The 20,034-nt window shown below is 61.7% G+C and carries 15 protein-coding genes and 4 tRNA genes; 6 read left to right on the top strand and 13 right to left on the bottom strand.

What is annotated here, in order from left to right; genetic code table 11:
• Positions 1–207 precede the first annotated feature (207 nt).
• Positions 208–1,824: a tetratricopeptide repeat-containing response regulator gene (locus CR152_RS24205; RefSeq protein WP_307718594.1), complete on the top strand. Its 1,617-nt coding sequence runs from the start codon at positions 208–210 to the stop codon at positions 1,822–1,824.
• Between the two features lie 120 nt (positions 1,825–1,944).
• On the opposite strand, the gene CR152_RS24210 is transcribed toward CR152_RS24205, so the two are convergent.
• Together CR152_RS24210 and CR152_RS24215 are read right to left on the bottom strand one after the other, a co-directional pair.
• The gene (locus tag CR152_RS24210; protein ID WP_157778707.1) at positions 1,945–2,739 is read right to left on the bottom strand and encodes a hypothetical protein; all 795 of its coding nucleotides are present in this window, start codon (positions 2,737–2,739) and stop codon (positions 1,945–1,947) included.
• Between the two features lie 200 nt (positions 2,740–2,939).
• Positions 2,940–6,554, bottom strand: a complete 3,615-nt coding sequence (locus tag CR152_RS24215) for a hydantoinase B/oxoprolinase family protein (protein WP_099879278.1) — start codon at positions 6,552–6,554, stop codon at positions 2,940–2,942.
• Between the two features lie 112 nt (positions 6,555–6,666).
• Here CR152_RS24215 and CR152_RS24220 point away from each other — a divergent pair, with 112 nt between their 5' ends.
• Entirely contained in the window at positions 6,667–8,151 is a 1,485-nt protein-coding gene (locus CR152_RS24220; protein WP_099882715.1) for an NAD(P)H-hydrate dehydratase, read from the top strand.
• A gap of 181 nt (positions 8,152–8,332) precedes the next feature.
• Here the strand turns inward: CR152_RS24220 and CR152_RS24225 are convergent, their stop codons facing one another.
• A complete protein-coding gene (locus CR152_RS24225) occupies positions 8,333–9,049 on the bottom strand; it encodes an ABC transporter ATP-binding protein (protein ID WP_099882717.1) in 717 nt (238 codons plus the stop codon).
• On the opposite strand from CR152_RS24225, the gene CR152_RS24230 reads away from it, so the two are divergent.
• Genes CR152_RS24230 through CR152_RS24240 form a run of 3 tightly spaced genes read left to right on the top strand, consistent with a single transcriptional unit; the run spans position 9,048 to position 12,048 of the window.
• On the top strand, positions 9,048–9,677 hold the full coding sequence (locus CR152_RS24230; RefSeq protein WP_370663829.1) for an arylesterase: 630 nt from the start codon (positions 9,048–9,050) through the stop codon (positions 9,675–9,677). The genes CR152_RS24225 and CR152_RS24230 overlap by 2 nt on opposite strands.
• The gene (gene mnmH, locus CR152_RS24235) at positions 9,674–10,729 is read left to right on the top strand and encodes a tRNA 2-selenouridine(34) synthase MnmH (RefSeq protein WP_099879282.1); all 1,056 of its coding nucleotides are present in this window, start codon (positions 9,674–9,676) and stop codon (positions 10,727–10,729) included. The genes CR152_RS24230 and mnmH overlap by 4 nt, the downstream gene beginning before the upstream one ends.
• A 23-nt stretch (positions 10,730–10,752) precedes the next feature.
• Entirely contained in the window at positions 10,753–12,048 is a 1,296-nt protein-coding gene (locus CR152_RS24240; protein ID WP_099879284.1) for a PoNe immunity protein domain-containing protein, read from the top strand.
• Between the two features lie 21 nt (positions 12,049–12,069).
• Here the strand turns inward: CR152_RS24240 and CR152_RS24245 are convergent, their stop codons facing one another.
• Complete coding sequence (locus tag CR152_RS24245) at positions 12,070–12,819, bottom strand: hypothetical protein (RefSeq protein ID WP_099879286.1); 750 nt, start codon at positions 12,817–12,819, stop codon at positions 12,070–12,072.
• Between the two features lie 35 nt (positions 12,820–12,854).
• A complete protein-coding gene (locus tag CR152_RS35095; protein ID WP_099879288.1) occupies positions 12,855–13,193 on the bottom strand; it encodes a pentapeptide repeat-containing protein in 339 nt (112 codons plus the stop codon).
• Positions 13,194–13,394: 201 nt separating this feature from the next.
• On the opposite strand from CR152_RS35095, the gene CR152_RS24255 reads away from it, so the two are divergent.
• Positions 13,395–13,847 (top strand): hypothetical protein, encoded by a 453-nt coding sequence (locus CR152_RS24255; RefSeq protein ID WP_099879290.1) that lies wholly within the window; start codon positions 13,395–13,397, stop codon positions 13,845–13,847.
• Between the two features lie 69 nt (positions 13,848–13,916).
• Here CR152_RS24255 and CR152_RS24260 read toward each other — a convergent pair whose 3' ends face one another.
• The 8 genes from CR152_RS24260 to lon form a co-directional block, all read right to left on the bottom strand.
• A complete protein-coding gene (locus CR152_RS24260; RefSeq protein ID WP_099879292.1) occupies positions 13,917–14,291 on the bottom strand; it encodes a hypothetical protein in 375 nt (124 codons plus the stop codon).
• A gap of 66 nt (positions 14,292–14,357) precedes the next feature.
• On the bottom strand, positions 14,358–16,289 hold the full coding sequence (locus CR152_RS24265) for a SurA N-terminal domain-containing protein (RefSeq protein WP_099879294.1): 1,932 nt from the start codon (positions 16,287–16,289) through the stop codon (positions 14,358–14,360).
• A 209-nt stretch (positions 16,290–16,498) separates the two neighbouring features.
• Positions 16,499–16,575: transfer RNA gene (locus CR152_RS24270), tRNA-Asp, on the bottom strand.
• Between the two features lie 22 nt (positions 16,576–16,597).
• A tRNA-Asp gene (locus CR152_RS24275) sits at positions 16,598–16,674 on the bottom strand.
• Between the two features lie 24 nt (positions 16,675–16,698).
• Positions 16,699–16,775 (bottom strand) — tRNA-Asp (locus CR152_RS24280).
• A 31-nt stretch (positions 16,776–16,806) separates the two neighbouring features.
• Positions 16,807–16,882, bottom strand: a tRNA-Val gene (locus CR152_RS24285).
• Positions 16,883–16,948: 66 nt separating this feature from the next.
• Positions 16,949–17,221 carry a non-specific DNA-binding protein Hbs gene (gene hbs / locus CR152_RS24290; protein ID WP_054262580.1) on the bottom strand — a complete coding sequence of 91 codons (273 nt, stop codon included), beginning with the start codon at positions 17,219–17,221 and terminating at the stop codon, positions 16,949–16,951.
• Positions 17,222–17,380: 159 nt separating this feature from the next.
• Positions 17,381–19,798: an endopeptidase La gene (gene lon, locus CR152_RS24295; RefSeq protein ID WP_099879296.1), complete on the bottom strand. Its 2,418-nt coding sequence runs from the start codon at positions 19,796–19,798 to the stop codon at positions 17,381–17,383.
• Positions 19,799–20,034 lie beyond the last annotated feature (236 nt).

The raw sequence follows: 20,034 nt of genomic DNA on the forward strand, positions 1-20,034 counted from the left end.
TAAGGCTGAAATCCTTTAGGCCGACATTATACCGTGTTGCTACCCCGACAGCGCGGCGTATTCGCCTCACCGCCTCGTGTGCCTGTTGCCGCCAGCAGGAACATTAGCGTATCGTAGGGTTTCAAGAGTTTCCCGCACGAACCGTTAATAGTGCTGAAACCCCGTTCATGGGGGCACGAGAGTGAAAAGATGCAAGATAACAGCAACTTGTCCGTATTGGTAATCGACCCGAACCCGGGCATGCGCGGCAGCCTGCAGAACATGCTGGTGCAGTCCAGCATCACGAAAATCGAATTTGCCGTCAACGCCAGCACGGCGATCAAGCAGGTCGGCAAGCGCAGCTACGACCTGATCCTGTGCGAATACGACCTCGACGGCGGTGGCGGCAGCGACAACGGCCAGGATGGCCAGCAGCTGCTGGAAGACATGCGCCATCACAAGCTGATCGGCCTGTCGACCATTTTCATCATGATTACCTCGGAGGGCGTCTACAGCAAGGTGGTCAGCGCCGCCGAACTGACCCCGACCGACTACATCCTCAAGCCGTTCACGGTGGACATGCTCAGCCAGCGCATCAACCGCGCCATCGAGCGCCGCGCCGTGTTCCTGCCGACCTACAACCTGATCGCCCAGGGCAATCTGCGCGAGGCAATCAGGTCGGCCGCGACCGGAGAAGCGACTCACCCGCGCTATGTGGCCGATTTTGCAAGGCTGCGCGCCGACATGCACGTGGCGCTCGACGAACTGCCGCAGGCCGAGGATATCTACAGCGGCATCCTGGCCAGCAAGTCGATCGGCTGGGCCAGCCTGGGCCTGGCACGCGTGCTGTTCGCGCAGGACAAGATTGAAGAAGCCGAGAACGTTGTCACAAAGCTCATCGAAGACAACCCCAAGTTCATGGCCGCCTACGATCTGCTGGCCAAGTGCCACGAAATGAACGGTGCCGCCTATCGCGCCCAGAAAATCCTCGAAGAAGCGGTGGCGATATCGCCCCACATGGTGCGCCGCCTGCGCCGCCTGGGCGAAGTGGCGCTGGAAGCGGGCGACGTGGTGGTGGCGGAAAAATCGTTCAAACAGGTGGTATCGCGCTCCAAATACTCCGAATTTCGCGATCCGGAAGACCACGTCAAGCTGGTCAAGACCCTGCTCAAGAAAGGCGACACCAACCAGGCGGGCAGCGTCATCCGCGACATGGAAAAATCCCTGCGCGGCAATGCCGCCATCGATGCCTGCAAGTCCATTTCGGTGGCGCTGCTGCATGAGTCGGCCGGCAATACCGCGGCTGCGGTGACGGAGCTCAATGCGGCGGTGGCGGCGGTGCGGCTGTCCAAGGGCTTGTCGAGCGAGCTGAAAATCGGCCTGGCGCGCACTTGCCTGTCGAACCGGCTCGACAACGCTGCAGCGGAAGTCATGCTGACGGTCATGAACGACGTCGACAGCGACGTGTCGATGCAGGATGCGATGAGCGTGTTCGTCAAGGCCGGCCGGCCTGATCTGGCGGAAGGCATGAACTCGCGCCTGATGACCCAGGTGCAGGAATTGCTCGACCTGGCCGCGGAAAAAGGCAATATGGGCGACGTCAAGGGCGCGGTGCAGACCCTGCTCGAAGCCCAGCACATGGCGCCGAAAAACGTGCAGGTCATGGTGGCGCTGGCCAAGGCAATCCTGCGCCAGCTCGAAGACCTGGGCTGGGACCATCCGCTGGCCGAGATCTGCAACACTCAGCTCGACGCCATCCGCAAGATCGACCCGGCCAATCCGCTGCTCCCGGGCTTGACCGAGGATTATCACAGCGCCCAGCGCAAGTACGGTATTTCGACCTGATTCCCGCTACCGCGCAACGGCAGCGGCGCGCAGCGCATCGCCATCAAGGCCGAAGGCAGCGGCGGCGCCTGCAGCCTGCGCAACCAGACCGGCGGCAAATGCATCACCTGGAACGGGGGTTCAGCACTCGCGTGCCAGCGCCCCGCTCTTGCACGGCTTGGCGTTGGCTGGCGTGTGCAGTTTGAAGGCAGGCTCCTGCCTTGCGCTTGTCTTGGCGGGCGCCGGTTTGGCTTTCGCCGCCGGCTTGGCCCCCGGCTTGGTTGCCGGCTTGGTTACAGGCTTTGTTACCGGTTTCGGCGCCACCTTGGCCTTGACGCCAGGTTTGACAGGCGCCACGGCAACCGGCTTCTTCTTCGCGGCCACCAGAGGTGGCGTCTTCTTTGCGACCGGCTTTGCAGAAGCGACAGGCGCTTTCGGCTTGACCACCGGCTTTTTCAAAACGACCGCCGACGGCTTGGCCTTGACGTCTGGCTTGGCCGGCGTCGCCTTTTTCACCACGGCAGCAGGCGGATGCGCGGGTTTCGGCGCGGGTGCAGGCTCAAGCGGCTTTTTGACAACCGGCGCGGCTGGCTTTTCGGGCTCCGGCGGCAAGGTCACCAGCGGTGGCACCGGTTCCGGCGCGGGCGTGATGCGGCCCGGCGGCGGCGACGTGTTGTCGGGTACCGGTACGGGGAGTGTCGGAGGAACCGCAGCGGCCGGCGGCGCCTTGACGACAGGCTTGGCCGGCGCCGTGGCGTCGACCTTCGCGCTCATCGCCACCGCATGCATGGCATTGTCGACCTTGCGTTCCGAATAGAACCAGAACCCGGCGCCGGCCAGCGCCGCCAGGGCAGCCACACTGCCGCCCCAGGCCACCGCCGCGCCGATCCAGTCGCCCGCAGGCGCCCTCTCCTGCGGCGCGATACCCAACAACACCTGCGGACCATCCGGGTCCGCAGGCGCCGAGGCAGGCGGCGCCGTCTCGGGAGGTATTGGCGGCGCGGCAGGTGCCGGCTCGTTTTCCGGCAACAGGCTCGGTTCTACCCGCCGAGGTCCGTTTTGCTCATGTGATTCCAAAATACAACCCTTATTGATCTGACACTAAATTGTGTACCAATCCATAAGTGTAGCCAATTTCACAAATTTTTGGAGCACGAATCTCCAAATCCGCCTCCGCCCGGCGTTTCGATCACGAACAGGTCGCCTGCCGCCATTTCGGTTTTGCCGATATGCGCGAGCAGCTCGACGCTGCCGTCGGCCCGCACTACGCTGTTCACTCCGCATGCGCCCGGACTGCCGCCAGCCATGCCGAACGGCGCATGGATGCGGTTATTCGACAGGATGGCCGCCGTCATCGGTTCCAGGAAGCGCACCTTGCGCACCCCGCCGTTACCGCCGTGCCAGCGCCCTGCCCCGCCCGAGCCGGGCCGAATTTCGTAGCTTTCCAGCCGCACCGGGAAACGGAATTCCAGGATTTCCGGGTCGGTCAGGCGCGAATTGGTCATATTGGTCTGGACCACGTCGGTGCCGTTGTAGCCCTCGCCAGCGCCGGAACCACCCGAAATGGTTTCGTAGTACTGGTATTTGGCGTTCCCGAAGGTGAAGTTGTTCATCGTGCCCTGCGAGGCGGCCATGACACCGAGCGCGCCGTACAGCGTGTTGGTGATGCAGGTCGACGTTTCCACGTTCCCCGACACCACCGACGCCGGATAGTGCGGATTGAGCATCGAGGCTGGCGGAATGATCACCTTCAGCGGTTTCAGGCAGCCCGCGTTGAGCGGAATTTCGTCATCCACCAGCGTGCGGAACACGTACAGCACCGCCGCCATGCACACCGCCGATGGCGCGTTGAAGTTATTGGCCAGCTGCGGCGAGGTGCCGCTGAAGTCGATGGTCGCGCTGCGGGTGGCCTGGTCGACGCGGATGGCGACCTGGATCCGGGCGCCGTTATCGAGGTCGGTGGTGAAGTCGCCGTCTTTGAGCGCCGTGATCACGCGCCGCACCGCTTCTTCGGCGTTGTCCTGCACGTGGCCCATGTAGGCCTGCACGACGGCCAGCCCGAAGTGCGCGACCATCTTGCGCAGTTCGTCCACCCCCTTCTGGTTGGCAGCCACCTGCGCGCGCAGGTCGGCCATGTTCTGGTCGGGATTGCGTGCCGGGTAGCGCGCGCCGCTCAAGAGAGCGCGAGCTTCCGCGTCGCGCAGCATCCCATCGGCGCCGTCGACCAGCTTGAAGTTATCGATCAACACGCCTTCCTGTTCGATGAACACCGAGTCCGGCGGCATCGACCCTGGCGTGGTGCCGCCGATGTCGGCATGGTGGCCGCGCGAGCCGACATAAAACAGGATCGCGGCGCCCGCCTCGTCGAACACCGGCGTAATCACTGTTACATCGGGCAGGTGGGTGCCGCCGTGGTACGGGTCGTTGAGCATGAAGACGTCGCCCGGACGCATTTTGCCCGCGTTTTCGGTCATGACGGTCTTGATCGATTCGCCCATCGAGCCCAGATGGACCGGCATGTGCGGCGCATTGGCGATCAGGTTGCCGGCGGCATCAAAAATCGCGCAGCTGAAATCCAGCCGTTCCTTGATGTTGACCGAGTACGCGGTGTTCTGCAGGCGCAGCCCCATTTGTTCGGCAATCGACATGAACAGGTTATTGAAGATCTCCAGCATCACCGGATCGGCCGTGGTGCCGATGGCGCGCCGTGCGGGCAGCGCTTCGATGCGGGTCAGCACCAGGTGATTGTGCGGCGTGACTTTCGCCTGCCAGCCCAGTTCCACCACGGTGGTGGCATTGTCCTCGGCGACGATGGCCGGGCCTTTGATCACGTCGCCCGGACGCATGTCGGCCCGCTTGTACAAGCCCGTGTTGTGCCACGAGTCGGCGCCGAACATGCGCACCGTCTCGCGCGCCTTGAGCGGCGCCTCGCGCGTTGGCAGCACCGCCAGGTTCTCGGCCGGCGCGTCCGATGCGCCGATGGCTTCGACCGACACCGCCTCGACCACCATCGCCTTCGACGGCATCAGGAACGAGAAGCGTTTCTTGTAGGCGGCCTCGAATTGGTTCTTCATGCGATCGGGATTGTCGAACAGGACGATGATGGCTGAATCGGTGCCCTCGTAGCGCAGGTGAACGCGGCGCACCAGGCGGATGCGCGAGGCGGCCACGCCCTGGTGCGTGAGTTCGCGGGTCAGGCCTTCACCAAGGCCGTGCAGATAGCCGGCCAGCATATCGGGGGTGGTGTCGGCCAGGCGCAGTTCGACCGCGCGCTCGCGCATGGAGCGCTGGTCGGCCAGGCCCATGCCGTAGGCCGACAGCACGCCGGCCAGCGAGTGCACGAACACGGTCTTCATGCCGAGGGCGTCGGCCACGAGGCAGGCGTGCTGGCCGCCGGCGCCACCGAAACTGGTGAGCGCATAGTCGGTCACGTCGTGACCGCGCTGCACCGAGATCTGCTTGATTGCGTTGGCCATGTTCCCGACCGCGATCTGGATGAAGCCTTCGGCCACCTGTTCCGGTGTGGGCGTTACGCCGGTGGCCGCGCCAATCTTCTGCGCCAGCGCGAGGAACTGCGCGCGCACGCGTTCCGGGTCGAGCGGCTGGTTGGCATCGGGGCCGAACAGGCGCGGGAAATGCGCGGGCTGGATTTTGCCCAGCATGACGTTGCAGTCGGTGACCGCGAGCGGTCCGCCGCGCCGGTAGCTGGCCGGCCCCGGGTTGGCGCCGGCGCTGTCCGGGCCGACGCGATAGCGGCTGCCGTCGAAATGCAGCAGCGAGCCGCCGCCGGCGGCCACGGTGTGAATGCTCATCATCGGCGCGCGCATGCGCACGCCCGCGACCTGGGTCTCGAACACGCGTTCGAATTCGCCCGAAAAGTGCGACACGTCGGTCGAGGTGCCGCCCATATCGAAGCCGATGACCTTGTCGAAGCCGGCCAACTGGCTGGCGCGCGCCATGCCGACGATGCCGCCGGCCGGTCCGGACAAGATACTGTCCTTGCCCTGGAAGGCGCGCGCGTCGGTCAGGCCGCCGTTCGACTGCATGAACTGCAGGTTCACGGTGGGCATCTCGGCGGCCACCTGGTCGACGTAGCGGCGCAGGATCGGCGAGAGGTAGGCATCGACGACGGTGGTATCGCCGCGTGCGACCAGTTTCATCATCGGGCTCACTTCGTGCGAGACCGAGACCTGGGTGTAGCCGATGGCGCGGGCGATGCGCACGGCCGCCGCTTCGTGCGCGGTGTAGCGATAGCCGTGCATGAAGACGATCGCCAGCGAGCGGGCGCCGTCGTCATAGGCTGTCTGCAGGGCGGCGCGGGTGGCGTCGTCGTCGAGAGGGGTGAGCACGTCGCCGTGGGCGCCCATGCGTTCATCGATTTCCACCACATGGCTGTATAGCAGTTCCGGCAGCACGATATGACGATCGAACAATTTCGGCCGGTTCTGATACGCTATGCGCAGCGCGTCGCGAAAGCCACGCGTGATGGCCAGCGCCGTGCGTTCGCCTTTGCGTTCGAGCAGTGCGTTGGTGGCGACGGTGGTGCCCATCTTGACCGCCTCGATGGCCTCGACCGGTATCGGATCGCCGGGCCGCAGGCCAAGCAGGTGGCGGATGCCGGCGACGGCTGCGTCGCTGTATTGCTCCGGATTCTCGGACAACAATTTATGGGTCACCAGGCTGCCGTCGGGCTGACGCGCCACGATGTCGGTAAATGTGCCGCCGCGATCGATCCAGAATTGCCAATCCATGTGCCGTCCTTAAATGTGTTTGGAATGGCGCATATTGTAGTGCCCAACCCGAAATTTTAGTCGCAGCGTATTGAAATTGGCACAATATTGGTGCCTTTGCAACGGAGTTATGATGAAATCACTGTACAACGTGGCCGAAATCCGCAGTATCGAACACACCATGGCGGCGGCCCTGCCGGCCGGCACGCTGATGCAGCGCGCCGGCGAAGCGGCCACCAGCGCCGCGCGCGAGATGCTGGCCGGGCGCAAGGTGCTGGTGCTGGCCGGCCCTGGCAACAACGGCGGCGACGCGCTCGAAGTCGCGGCCACCCTGGCCGGCGCCAACACCGATCTCGATGCCGATGTCACGGTGCTGCATCTTCCCGGCGCGGTGGCGCCCTCGCCCGAAACAGCGCAGGCGCTGGCCCGCGCGCGCGCCAGCAAGGCGCACTTTGTCGATACCCTGCCGCTCGGGCGCGACTGGGGCCTGATCGTCGATGGCCTGTTCGGCATCGGACTGGCGCGCCCGCTCGCTGGCGACATGCGCGCGCTGGTCGAGACCATCAATGCACTCGGACGGCCGGTGCTGGCGCTCGATGTACCGAGCGGACTCGATGCCGATACCGGCGCCGTCATCGGCCCGGACGGCGTTGCGATCCACGCCACGCGCACGATTACCTTCATCGCCGACAAACCCGGCCTTCATACATACGAAGGTCGCGACTACGCCGGCCAGGTGCAGGTGGCGCCGCTGGGCATCGATCCGGGCCAGCGGCCGCCGGCCGGGGCGCGTCTGAATGAGCCGGCGCTGTTCGCACGCCATCTTGCGCCGCGCCGGCATAACAGCCATAAGGGCAGCTTCGGCGACGTGGCGGTGGTCGGCGGGGCCAAAGGCATGGCCGGCGCGCCCCTGCTGGCGGCGCGCGGGGCGCTGTTTTGCGGGGCCGGGCGGGTGTTTGTGGCCGCCATCGACCCGGTGGCGGCGGTCGATTTCGCGCAGCCCGAAATCATGATGCGCGACGCCCAGGAGTTCGACAGCGGCGACGGCACGCTCGTGATCGGGCCGGGCATGGGCGATTCGGTGACCGCCATGCGGGTGCTGTTCAAGGCGCTCGAAGGCACGGCGCCGCTGGTGCTCGATGCCGATGCGCTTAACCTGCTCGCGGCCAGTCCGGACTTGCAGGGACGGCTGGCGCAGCGCGCGGCGCCGGCGATCCTGACGCCGCATCCGCTGGAGGCGGCGCGGCTGCTGGGCGTGACCAGCGGCGTTGTTCAGGGCGACCGGCTGGCCGCGGCGCGCGAACTGGCGTCGCGTTTGAATGCGGTGGTGGTGCTCAAGGGATCGGGCAGCGTGATTGCGAATGCCACTGGGGCGGCCGTGATCAATCCGACCGGGAACGCGGGATTGGCGACGGCGGGCAGCGGTGACGTGCTGGCGGGGATCTGCGGCAGTTTGCTGGCGCAAGGGTGGCAGGCGTGGGAGGCGGCGCTGGGCGCGGTGTGGGTGCATGGCGCGGCGGCGGACCGGCTGGTGGCGCAAGGGAGCGGGCCGATTGGCTTGACCGCGGGGGAATTGCCGGTGGCGGCGCGCGCGGTGTTCAATGCACTGGCGCGTTAAAACGGCGTTCCGCCACTAACCCGTCGTTCCGCCACTAACCCGTCGTTCCCGCGAAGGCGGGAACCCAAGTCCCTACCGAAGTCTTTGGCGGCTTATCGAACTTGGGTTCCCGCCTTCGCGGGAACGACGGAGCTAAGCGCAGCGATGGCGTTAAATGCAGCGACGGCGTTAAGCGATGCGACTAGACCAACCGTCCCCCCGCAATCGTAATGGTCCGTCCGCAACGCGCCGCAATCGACGGATCGTGCGTGACCAGCACCAGGGTTGACCCGCGCTCCCGGTTCAACTCGAACATCAGCTGAATCACCGCCTCGCCCGTGGCCGCATCGAGGCTGCCGGTCGGCTCGTCGGCGAACAGCAGCGGCGGCTCGGTGACGAACGCGCGCGCCAGGGCCACGCGCTGCTGCTCGCCGCCCGACAGGAACTTGGGATAATGCTTCAGGCGGCTCGACAGCCCTACCCGTCCCAGCATCGCCGCCGCCTTTTCCTTCGCATCGCTTTCGCCGCGCAGTTCCATCGGCAGCATCACGTTTTCCAACGCATTCAAATGCGCCAGCAATTGGAACGACTGGAATACGAAGCCCAGCTTGGCCTTGCGCAGGCTGGCGCGGCCATCTTCATCGAGCGCGAAGATATCGTCGCCGGCGAGGATCACCTTGCCGGACGATGGCGTGTCCAGGCCGGCAAGCAGCCCAAGCAAGGTCGACTTGCCCGAACCGGACGCGCCCACGATCGCGAGCGTCTCGGCCGGTTGCACTGTAAAATCCACACTGTGCAAAATGGTGAGCTCGCCGCTGGCGTCGGCCACCCGTTTCGACAGGCCGATCACCTCGATCGCCGCCGGCGCCTTTGCATGGTCACTTACGTAACGATTGGAAGAGTCAGGAATGTCACGCATGCTTGTTTATCTCAAAAAATGGTCTGTTTGCGGGCTGCTGATGCTGGCCGCCTCGGCGAGCGCCTATTCTGCACCAAAAACCGTGCTTGTGCTGGGCGATAGCCTGTCCGCCGAGTATGGCCTGAGCCGCGGCGCCGGCTGGGTCGCGCTGCTGGAGCAGAAACTCAAGGCCGAAAAAATCGACGCCGCCGTCGTCAACGCCAGCATCAGCGGCGAAACCACCAGCGGCGGCCGCGCGCGCCTGCCTGCCCTGCTGACCCAGCACAAACCCGACATCGTGGTCATCGAACTGGGCGCCAACGACGGCCTGCGCGGCCTGCCGGTGCCGGCCGCCGAAACCAATATGCGCACCATGATCGAACTGGCGCAAAAGAACAAGGCGCGCGTGCTGCTGGTCGGCATGCGCATTCCGCCCAACTACGGGCGCGATTACACCGAGCGCTTCTTCGGTATGTACAAGTCGCTGTCGACCCAGTACAAGGCGCCGCTGGTGCCGTTCATGCTCGACGGGGTGGCCGACAAGCCCGCGCTGTTCCAGCCCGACCGCCTGCATCCGAACGCCCAGGCCCATCCGGTCATCCTGGCGAACATCTGGCCGCATTTCCTCGCACTGGTGAAATCCCGATGAAATATCCCGCCCTGGAAAATTTCGCCTCGCTGCTGCCGCAGCTCGACCAGTTCGACTGCATCATCGACGCGCGCAGCGAGTCCGAGTTCGCTCTCGACCATCTTCCCGGCGCCATCAACTGCCCGGTGCTGAGCGACCCGGAGCGCGTGCGGGTGGGCACCATGTACAAGCAGATCAACGCCTTCGAGGCCAAGAAGGTCGGCGCGACGCTGGTAGCCAAGAACATCGCGCGCCATATCGAAACGCTGTGGCTGGACAAGCCCAAGGAATGGCGGCCGCTGGTGTATTGCTGGCGCGGCGGCAACCGCAGCGGCTCGATGGCGCTGATCCTGGCCAAGATCGGCTGGCCGTCGGTGCAACTCGACGGCGGCTACAAGGCGTACCGCGCGCATGTCAGCGCGGCGCTGCTGGAAACGCCCGTGCCGGAATTCAAGGTTATCTGCGGCACCACGGGCAGCGGCAAGAGCCGCCTGCTGCAGGTGCTCGACTCGATCGGCGCGCAGGTGCTGGACCTGGAACAGCTGGCCGCGCACCGCGGGTCGGTACTGGGCAATCTGCCGAGCAAACCGCAGCCATCGCAAAAGATGTTCGAAACCCTGATCTGGGAAAAACTGCGCCGCTTCGATCCGGCCCGGCCCGTGTTCGTGGAATCGGAAAGCAAGAAGGTCGGCCAGTTGCGCGTGCCCGATGCGTTGATGAACAAGATGCGGCAATCGTCCTGCGTGTCGTTGATGCTGTCGCGGCCGAACCGGGTACGCCTGCTGATGGAAGACTATCAGCATTTCACCGAGAGTCCGGACACGCTCAATACGCAGCTCGACTGCCTGACGCTGCTGCACGGACGCGACAAGATCGACAGCTGGCATGCGCTGGCCAGTGGCGGGCAGATGCCGGTACTTGTGGACGAATTGCTGGCCGCGCATTACGATCCGGCTTACCTGCGCTCGATCGACCGCAATTTCATCCAGGTCGGCAAGGCCGAGGTGGTACAGCTGGACGATATCGGCGAGGCGGATTTCCTGGCCGCGGCGCACCGCTTGCACGCCGCGTGAACAATCTTTGACAACTGGACCGCATGAGCACACCGCGTAACCTGAGCAGCACGCCTGCCGAAATGGAATCCCATGTCAGCGACGCCGACACCAGCGTCGCTTTTCCCCTGCGCCGCTATGCGGAAGAGCCTGAAAATTCGTTCAATCAGTACGAACTGCTGACCATTCCCCGCTATCAGCAAAAATGTCTGCTGCACCGCTTCGGGCGCGGCGACTCGCTCGACAGCATCCGCGCCTGGTTCCTGGATGACATGCTGCCTACCTTGCGCAGCACGCAGGAGGCGAGCAAGAAGCTGTTCCCGGAGCACGACGTGCTGATTGATTCAGGGGAACCTTGGTCCTTGCTGTGGCTGTTTGCCTTCGTCTGCTTCGACGACAACGGCACGGAACTGGCGCGTGCAGACACCTGGTTCACGCTCGAGGACGGCCCGGTCTTGTTCGACATGATGCTCAAGGCATTTGTTCCATCGACGTCGTACGCCGAAGAATACGATCCAACGTTCTCGGAGCCGAAAGACGAAGCGGTCATCGACGCACTGCTGCTGGACGAACCCGCACGCACGCGTGCATTGGAAGCATGCATGCGCCAGTGGCCGAAACTGATGAAGCCATCCGGCTACCGTGAAGCGCCGGCCGCAGGCAAGCATATCTTCCTGCATTTCCCCTTCGAGATTGCGCTGGCGGTGTGTGCCTACGATATCGACGACAGCACCTTTCGCGACCTCCCCTACTATCCGCGCGAGCTGGTCGATTATTACCGTGAACACGTGCGCGGCAAGCGCGATGCGTGGCGCGCCACGGGTGTGGGCGCGGGACCGGAAATTCCTCCCTCGCCGCACCTGCAGCCGAAAAAAGTCTACACCCTCAAGCCTGCCGAGGCGTACGTACGCTGGCTGGAACTGGCCTGCAATGAGCAGGCCGATATCATCACAAAGGCGCACAAGGGGCTGAAAAAGCGCAAGAGCATGCCGGCGCTGTGCAGTGCGATGGAGGTGCTGGCCGGGCTCGGTTACGGCGCGCAGGCGGACTTGAAGGACGATGAGTCGCTGGCCGCCTACGTGGTGGACATGTGCGCCGCGCGCGGCTTGCCCGCATTCACGCCACCGCCACCGCCACCGGAGGGCCCTGCCCGGATCAGCAAGATTCTGTCGGCGCTGCAGTCATGGGCGGCCGGGCAAGGCCAGCAGTTGTTCGTCCTCAACGACGACGATGACGACAACTGGAACGCGCTCCTGGTGCGGGCCGATGCGAAGGATGAATTTGCGCTGCTGTGCGAACAGTTATCGCTTGAGGTGCTTGACGAGGATGGCTGGAGTTGAGACTTCGTCAGCCCCTTTTATTCAGGAAATGAGATGCCGGAATGTCGGTTCGATGTTTTTTGAATGCAGGAAGCGCACGATATCTTCCAGCGTGGCGTCGCGCAGCAGCAAGCCATCGGCGCTCGGAGCAGGCTCGCGCGGCGGCACGCTGACGCTCACGGTGACGGGCGCGCCATGCGCCTGGTCGAGGACGTCGAGAGCATGCTGGAACTGTTTAGCGCTGATGCGCTCCACGCGCTCGAGCAGCGCTGCCTGGCCTGCCAGCGGCGGCGGCATTTCCAGTCCGGACTCGTCGACAAAGGAAGCGCCCAGGCCCGGATCGATGAATGCGGCCCATTTGCCGCTGTGCGGGTCGAGGCAAGGGGGCAATTCCACCGGGGCGCTGGCTGCGTCCGGAAGCACGTCCATGTCTGGCGTGTAGGCCTTACGGATCATTTCCAGAAACGTTTGCACCTGGACGACCGGGGTGGGCGTGTCCAGCGACATCCACAGGTAGTAGCCATTGGCACCGGAAATACTAACCGCCGGCGCGGGAAAGCCTAACTCGGCCTGCAAGGCGTTGGCCAGCGTGCACAGGCGGGTCCAGTGCTGCGCTTCTTCGGCACCGGACGTTTTTCGGAAGGCAATGACGATGGCACGCGTGTGGCTGGTATCGTCCGCCAGATCGATCGCAAGGGAGGATTGGCCCAACCGGCGCTGCGCCAGCGTTTCTGGTGACAAGCCACCTTCGGGCAGGTATAACCTCGTCAATTCCGACATCAATTTCTGCATCTGTTTCCTTGAATCGGACTGCGTCAGCCTGCTGCTTAGGCTCGTCCTTTCGCGTATTTTGCCACAGGACGCCTCGCTGTCGGAGGCCTGCTGAGAAACTCGGCTTCAAGACCTGGGCAACGGGTCTGCGTGCATTTGTACCATGCGTTATCGTTGAACGAGCACGCGCCGTTCAGATTGTCTTCCACAAAATGACAATCGACGAACTCGCACTCGACGAACTTGCATCCTCCAAAGCTGGTGCCGCGAAATGTGCAGTTCGTGAATTTTACGTTGACGAACAGCGCGCAATTAAACAGGCCCCAGTACCAGCTGCAGTGCTCTATTGTGCAGCCGATAAACACGGAATCAACAGAACCGCCCTCGGTATCCATTGCGTTAAATTCGCAGTGCCGATAAATATGATCGATCCACCCGGCCGGTTTTCGCAAGGATGCTGCAAATCGTTCGCCCTCAAATAACACGTAATGCGCTACAAATTAATCGGTTATGCTGCATGTTGATTACACGCCCCCTCGGAAACGCCTTGAATTTACCCAATTGCCCCCCTGCTGCCCCCGTTCCTTTATGAACAATTGACTCCGTTCGCCATTCGCCTGCGTGGCGTTGCCATTTTCGTGGCACTCCCGTTACTGGGCATGATTATCATGCAGGGCTCGGTTCTTTATACGAACGACGTGTGGTTTGCGAAATCGGTCAATATATTCGAGCCAATCTTTAGCACATTACCGACGATTGTCGTGAAGGCCATCAGCGGTTTTGCGCTTGCACTTCAGTGTGCACGGGCATCGAAATCGCGCATCGTCTTGCTCGGCATTGCGGTGGGGATCTTCTGGTCGCTCTGTGGACTAGTTATAGGCAACTTCATGTTTATCTACTTCAAGTTCGAGCAGTCTGGGGCGACACCTTATGAGCAATTTTCCCGGTTATTGCCGCTTGCTATGTTTTTAGTGCCTCTGGCTATAGCAGAATGTGCGCTGGTCCGGCTCTACGGTAAACGGCGGGCCGCAGCCGAGGTAAACACGTGATGAGGCATCGGTGCTGACGACTGCCGCATTCAATCTATGGCAAAACCCACGGAGTTTTATTTCTTCGCCCTAAGCACGGTAAACGCACAGTTCTTCGTCATGGGTGCAGTGAACAAATTCATGCTTGATTGCATTCTTCATCAGGCATGAAGTCAGCTTGTCGCACCAGAGCGCAACGGCGTCCAGCTGCATACCGTAGCCATCGCCGTCGACATGATAAGGTTCTTCTGGCGACAAATTGCCGACGAAGGCGATCTCGAAGAAGGTTGGATACCCATCCAGCCTGATCGCCCACTCGCCTACCGAGTTAGGCAGGCCGGATGCCGTAAGCAAACTGCTAAGTGCATCCATGCTGCCGGTAAAAAAAATCTCTCCGATGACATAGGAGTACGGCGTCGTCATGATGTTCTGCAGAAATTTGATATCGAGCCAATCAGCCGCCATCTTTCCCAAAGGCGAAAAAAAACCCGGCAGCGCGAGCGACCGGGTTTTTATCTGCCTGAACAGCGATTACTTCACCGCAGGGGCAGCCGGCGCATCGGCTGCGGCGACTTCAGTCTTGACCGTGACCTTGGCCTTGGCTTTTTGCTTGAGCGCATCGATGTAATTATGCATCTCAGCCTGGCCAATACGCTGGGCAATGTCTTGCTGCTCCGCTGCGCGGCGCGCCACGTCCGGCTTGGCTGCTTGCGCGACCTTGCCGATGCGATAGACGCCGTAGCCGATACCCGGCAGGTCCACGCCAACATAAGCTGGCAGCTTGCTCGCATCGGCCTTGAGTACGGCTTGCAGCGCGGTCGGGTTAATGCCCGTCGGCGCGGCACGGCTCACTACCTTGGCTTCGCTGAAACCGGCGGCGTCGCCGCTGGCCTTGGCGGCAGCGATCTTCGCTTCGCCGGCTTTCTTGGCCAGGTTGGCCGCTTCCTGCTCAGCCACGCGGGCACGGATGACGGTGTCGACTTCCGCCAGCGGACGCTTGGTCGCCGGCTTATAGTCCAGTACCCGGGCAGCGATCAGCGTGCTTGGCGTGGCCTGGATGGCATCGGTATTGTGTTTGTTCTTGAGCACGCTATCCGAGAACACCGCGTTCAGGAACTTGGCGTTATTGAACGGTGCATTTCCAAGGGCCGGATTCGGCGTGCGCGACAGATTGTCGATGGTTTCAATCTTCAGCTTGAGCTTGTCCGCGGCCGGTTTCAGGCTATCGGACTGGTCGTACACGGTTTCGCTGAAGACCTGCGCCAGTTCCGAATACTTCTTCGACATCTTCGGCTTCTTGACTTCGGCAACGATGGCATCCTTGACTTCGTCGAACGGCTTGACGACTTCGGGAACCAGCTTGGTCACGGTCAGGATGTGGTAACCGGATTCCGATTCCACCACGTCGCTGATTTCACCCTGTTTGAGCTTGAAGACGGCCGGTTCCAGCGCGGCGCTGAGGAACTCGCCCTTCTTCGCCTGGCCCAAATCGCCGCCCTGCTCGGCCGTCGCCACGTCTTGCGACCTGGCTTTGGCAACCTCGGCAAAACTCTCGGGCGCCTTGCGCAGCTCGGCCAGCACGGCCTCGGCCTTGGCTTTGGCGGCAGCCTTGTCGGCAGCGCTCGCGCCTTTGGCGACGGTGAACATGATGTGGCTGTATTGGCGATCTTCCGGCGTGGTGTAGCGCTTCAGGTTGCTCTTGTAGAACTCGCTCACTTCGGCATCGGTCACGCTGACCAGGCCCTCGACCGCGGCGGCGTCGAACATGATGTATTCGATCTTGACCTTTTCCGGAATCTGGAACAGGGCGGCATTCTTGTCGTAGAAGGCCTTGACCATGTCGTCGGTGACCTTGACCTGGGCTTGCTGATCCTTGGCCGGGAACAGCATTTCCTGCACTTCGCGTTCCTGGTCGAACATGTCGGACAGGCGCGAGGCGATGGCGCGCGGAACGAATGCCGTTTCCTGCACGGTGCCGGTCAGCTGCTGCAGCGCGAAACTGCGGCGCAGGCTATCTTCGTACTGGGGCGCCGTCATGCGCGCGTTGTTCAGCGCGGCCTTGTACACTTCCACGTCAAACTTGCCGCTCGTATGGAAATTCTCATCCTGCTGGATCGTGTTGACCAGCACATCGTCGCCCACCGTCAGGTGGCTGCGCTCGATTTCGGTTTCCACGGCGCGCTGCGCGACCAGGTTATTAAGGATCTCACGCTTGAATTCAGGCGTATCGAAGCGCTTCTGGTCGAACTGCGCACCCATCATGGCGCGATAGCGGTCGATCTGCTTGCGCTGGGCATCTTCCCATTCGGGCTGCGTGATCTTCTTGCCGTTCACATTCGCCACTTCAATGGTACTGTCGGTGTTTTCGTTGGTGGCCATTCCACCGACGACCAGGAACGAGGCTGCCAGCAATACGAGCATGACCTGGATCCAGCGCTTGTGATTACGAATAAATTCAAACATGGTTTGCCAATTCGAGATAAATAAAATTGCGATTGAATGCGATTGAGACGCACATATAAAAAAAGGCGAACTTTCGTTCGCCTCTTCTTTTTTTTGACAGGACTGCCAGGACCCGGCCGCCTTGTGCGAACCATGGAATCCCGTGCGGGCGACTCCTGAACCCCGGCGCACTCCCCGTTCGGGAACTGCACCATCGTACTGCTATATGCTGGCGGAGCGGACGGGACTCGAACCCGCGACCCCCGACGTGACAGGCCGGTATTCTAACCAACTGAACTACCACTCCTAAATCGTTTCTTCTTTTTCATTGGCGGAGCGGACGGGACTCGAACCCGCGACCTCCGACGTGACAGGCCGGCATTCTAACCAACTGAACTACCACTCCTCAAATCAACTTCGTATTCTTTATTGGCGGAGCGGACGGGACTCGAACCCGCGACCTCCGACGTGACAGGCCGGCATTCTAACCAACTGAACTACCACTCCGTAAAAAATACTGGTACTGCATGCCAGGCTCTGGTGGGGGCTGAGAGGCTCGAACTCCCGACCCGCGCCTTGTAAGGGCGCTGCTCTACCAACTGAGCTAAACCCCCGTAAGCACACTTGTGTCACCAAGTGCTTCTGACATTTTCCGGTGATTGTCACCTCACCGAAGGACATTAGTTTACTGCATCTTTAAGCGCTTTACCAGCTTTAAATTTAGGAACTTTCGCCGCCGCGATCTTGATCGCTTCCTTGGTGCGTGGATTGCGTCCGGTACGCGCGGCGCGCTCGCCCACCGAGAAGGTGCCGAAGCCGACCAGGGTCACGCTGTCGTTCTTCTGCAGGCTGGCGGTGACGGCATCGATCATCGCGTCGAGCGCGCGCGTGGCCGAGGCCTTGGTGATGTCCGCCGACTTCGCGATTTCTTCGATCAATTCTGTTTTGTTCACTTGTGCCCCGTTACATAAGATGTGCGGCGAAAAGAAATCCGCAGCGCGTATTAAACAAGCCGTCCATCTGCCTGTCAAGCCAAATACAAATCCAAGCGCCCGGCCAAAAAAGAAACAAGCGTCCGAAGACGCTTGCTTGGGTACCGCGCTACCGCCGGTTTAGTGCTTGACGATGTCCGTTTGCGGAGCCGCGCCATCGACCTGGGTGGTCGCTGCCACGGCGGCAACGGCCGGCACTTCCACCACTGCCGTCGGCATGCGTTCCAGCGCGATTTCGAGCACCTTGTCGATCCAGCGCACCGGAACGATTTCGAGCTTGTTCTTCACGTTGTCCGGAATGTCGGCCAGGTCCTTGACGTTCTGCTCCGGAATGAGCACCGTCTTGATGCCGCCGCGATGCGCCGCCAGCAGCTTCTCTTTCAGGCCGCCGATCGGCAGCACTTCGCCGCGCAGGGTGATCTCGCCCGTCATCGCCACGTCGGCCCGTACCGGAATGCCGGTAAATACCGACACCAGCGCGGTGGTCATCGCGATACCGGCCGATGGACCATCTTTCGGGGTCGCCCCTTCCGGCACATGAATGTGAATGTCGGCTTTTTCGAACACGTCATTCCTGATGCCGAGGCGGTTGGCGCGCGAACGCACCACGGTGCGCGCCGCTTCGATCGATTCCTTCATCACGTCGCCCAGGGTGCCGGTGCGGATCACGCCGCCCTTGCCCGGCATTTGCACCGCCTCGATGGTCAGCAGATCGCCGCCCACTTCGGTCCATGCCAGGCCGACCACCTGGCCGATCTGGTTCTCTTTCTCGGCCACGCCGAAATCGTAACGGCGCACGCCCAGGAACTTGTCGATGTTCTTGTTGTTGACCGTGACCTTTTTATCGGCTTTTTTCAACAGCAGCATCTTGACGACCTTGCGGCAGATCTTCGAGATTTCGCGCTCGAGCGAGCGCACGCCGGCTTCCCGGGTGTAGTAACGGATGATGTCGCGGATCGCACCTTCAGCGACGGCGATTTCTTCTTCCTTCAGGCCATTGGCCTTGATCTGCTTCGGCAGCAGGTAACGCTGGGCGATGCTGGTCTTTTCATCTTCCGTGTAACCGGACAGGCGAATGACTTCCATGCGGTCGAGCAGCGCCGGCGGAATGTTGAACGAATTCGAGGTCGCCACGAACATCACGTCCGACAGATCGAAGTCGACTTCGATGTAGTGGTCCGAGAACGTGTGATTCTGTTCCGGGTCCAGCACTTCGAGCAGGGCCGACGATGGATCGCCGCGGAAATCCGCACCCATCTTGTCGATTTCATCGAGCAGGAACAGCGGGTTGCGCACGCCGACTTTCGCCAGCGATTGCAGCACCTTGCCCGGCATCGAACCGATATACGTGCGGCGGTGGCCGCGGATCTCGGCTTCGTCACGCACGCCACCCAGGGCCATGCGCACGAACTTGCGGTTGGTGGCCTTGGCGATGGATTGGCCAAGCGAGGTCTTGCCCACGCCCGGAGGACCGACGAAGCACAGGATCGGCGCTTTCAGTTTGTCGACGCGTTGCTGGACCGCGAGGTATTCCAGAATGCGTTCTTTCACCTTGTCCAGACCATAGTGATCGCCTTCGAGCACTTTTTCGGCGTTCGACAGATCGTTATTGACCTTGGACTTTTTCTTCCACGGCAGATTGACCAGGGTATCGATGTAGTTACGCACGACAGTGGCTTCGGCCGACATCGGCGACATCAGCTTGAGCTTCTTGAGTTCGTTGGTAGCCTTGTCCAGCGCTTCCTTCGGCATCTTGGCGGCAATGACTTTTTTCTCGAGTTCATCGATATCGGCGCCATCTTCGCCCTCGCCCAGTTCTTTCTGGATCGCCTTGACCTGCTCGTTCAGATAGTACTCGCGCTGCGATTTTTCCATCTGGCGCTTGACGCGGCCGCGGATGCGTTTTTCCACTTGCAGGATGTCGAGCTCGCCTTCGAGCTGGCCGAGCAGATGCTCAAGACGCTTGGCGACGTTGAAGATTTCCAGGATCACCTGCTTCTGCTCAAGCTTGAGCGGCAGATGGGCGGCGACCGTATCGGCCAGGCGGCCGGCGTCGTCGATCCCTGCCAGCGAAGCGAGGATTTCAGGTGGAATTTTTTTGTTCAGTTTGACGTACTGGTCGAACTGCTGGACGATCGCGCGGCGCATCGCCTCGACTTCGGAATCGTCGCCGATTTCCGAATTGAGCGGGGTCAGGTCCGCGATGAAGTGCGTCGGCGCATCGCTGATGTGGTTGATGCGCGCACGCTGGGCGCCTTCGACCAGCACCTTGACGGTGCCATCGGGCAGCTTGAGCATTTGCAGGATGTTCGCCACGCAACCGATTTCGTAGATGTCGGACGCGGAGGGCTCGTCTTTGGCGGCGGCCTTCTGGGCGGCCAGCATGATGCTCTTGCCCTGCTCCATGGCTGCTTCCAGCGCCTTGATGGATTTCGGACGGCCGACGAACAGTGGGATCACCATATGCGGGAAGACGACCACGTCGCGCAACGGCAGTAAGGGCAGCGTCGTTTGCTCGGTTAATTTGGAAGTTGTCATGGCATACCTTATAGAAAGCGTGTTTACGATGTTGGCACTGACTGCCAAAACACAAGACCGGCAGATAAAATATTTCTACAAGTTATTTGAACAATTCATCAACTTGATTCAAATACAACCGGAATAATCTAAAAAATTTTATCGGAACATCAAATAAAAAAGCCACCGCGCAGCGGTTCCGCTGCGAGTGGCTTTTCGAGTGAAGCCTGATTCTTTTATTGAGGTAAATTGTACCG

It is taken from the genome of Massilia violaceinigra (genome assembly GCF_002752675.1).
In the GTDB taxonomy this organism is placed as follows: domain Bacteria; phylum Pseudomonadota; class Gammaproteobacteria; order Burkholderiales; family Burkholderiaceae_D; genus Telluria_A; species Telluria_A violaceinigra.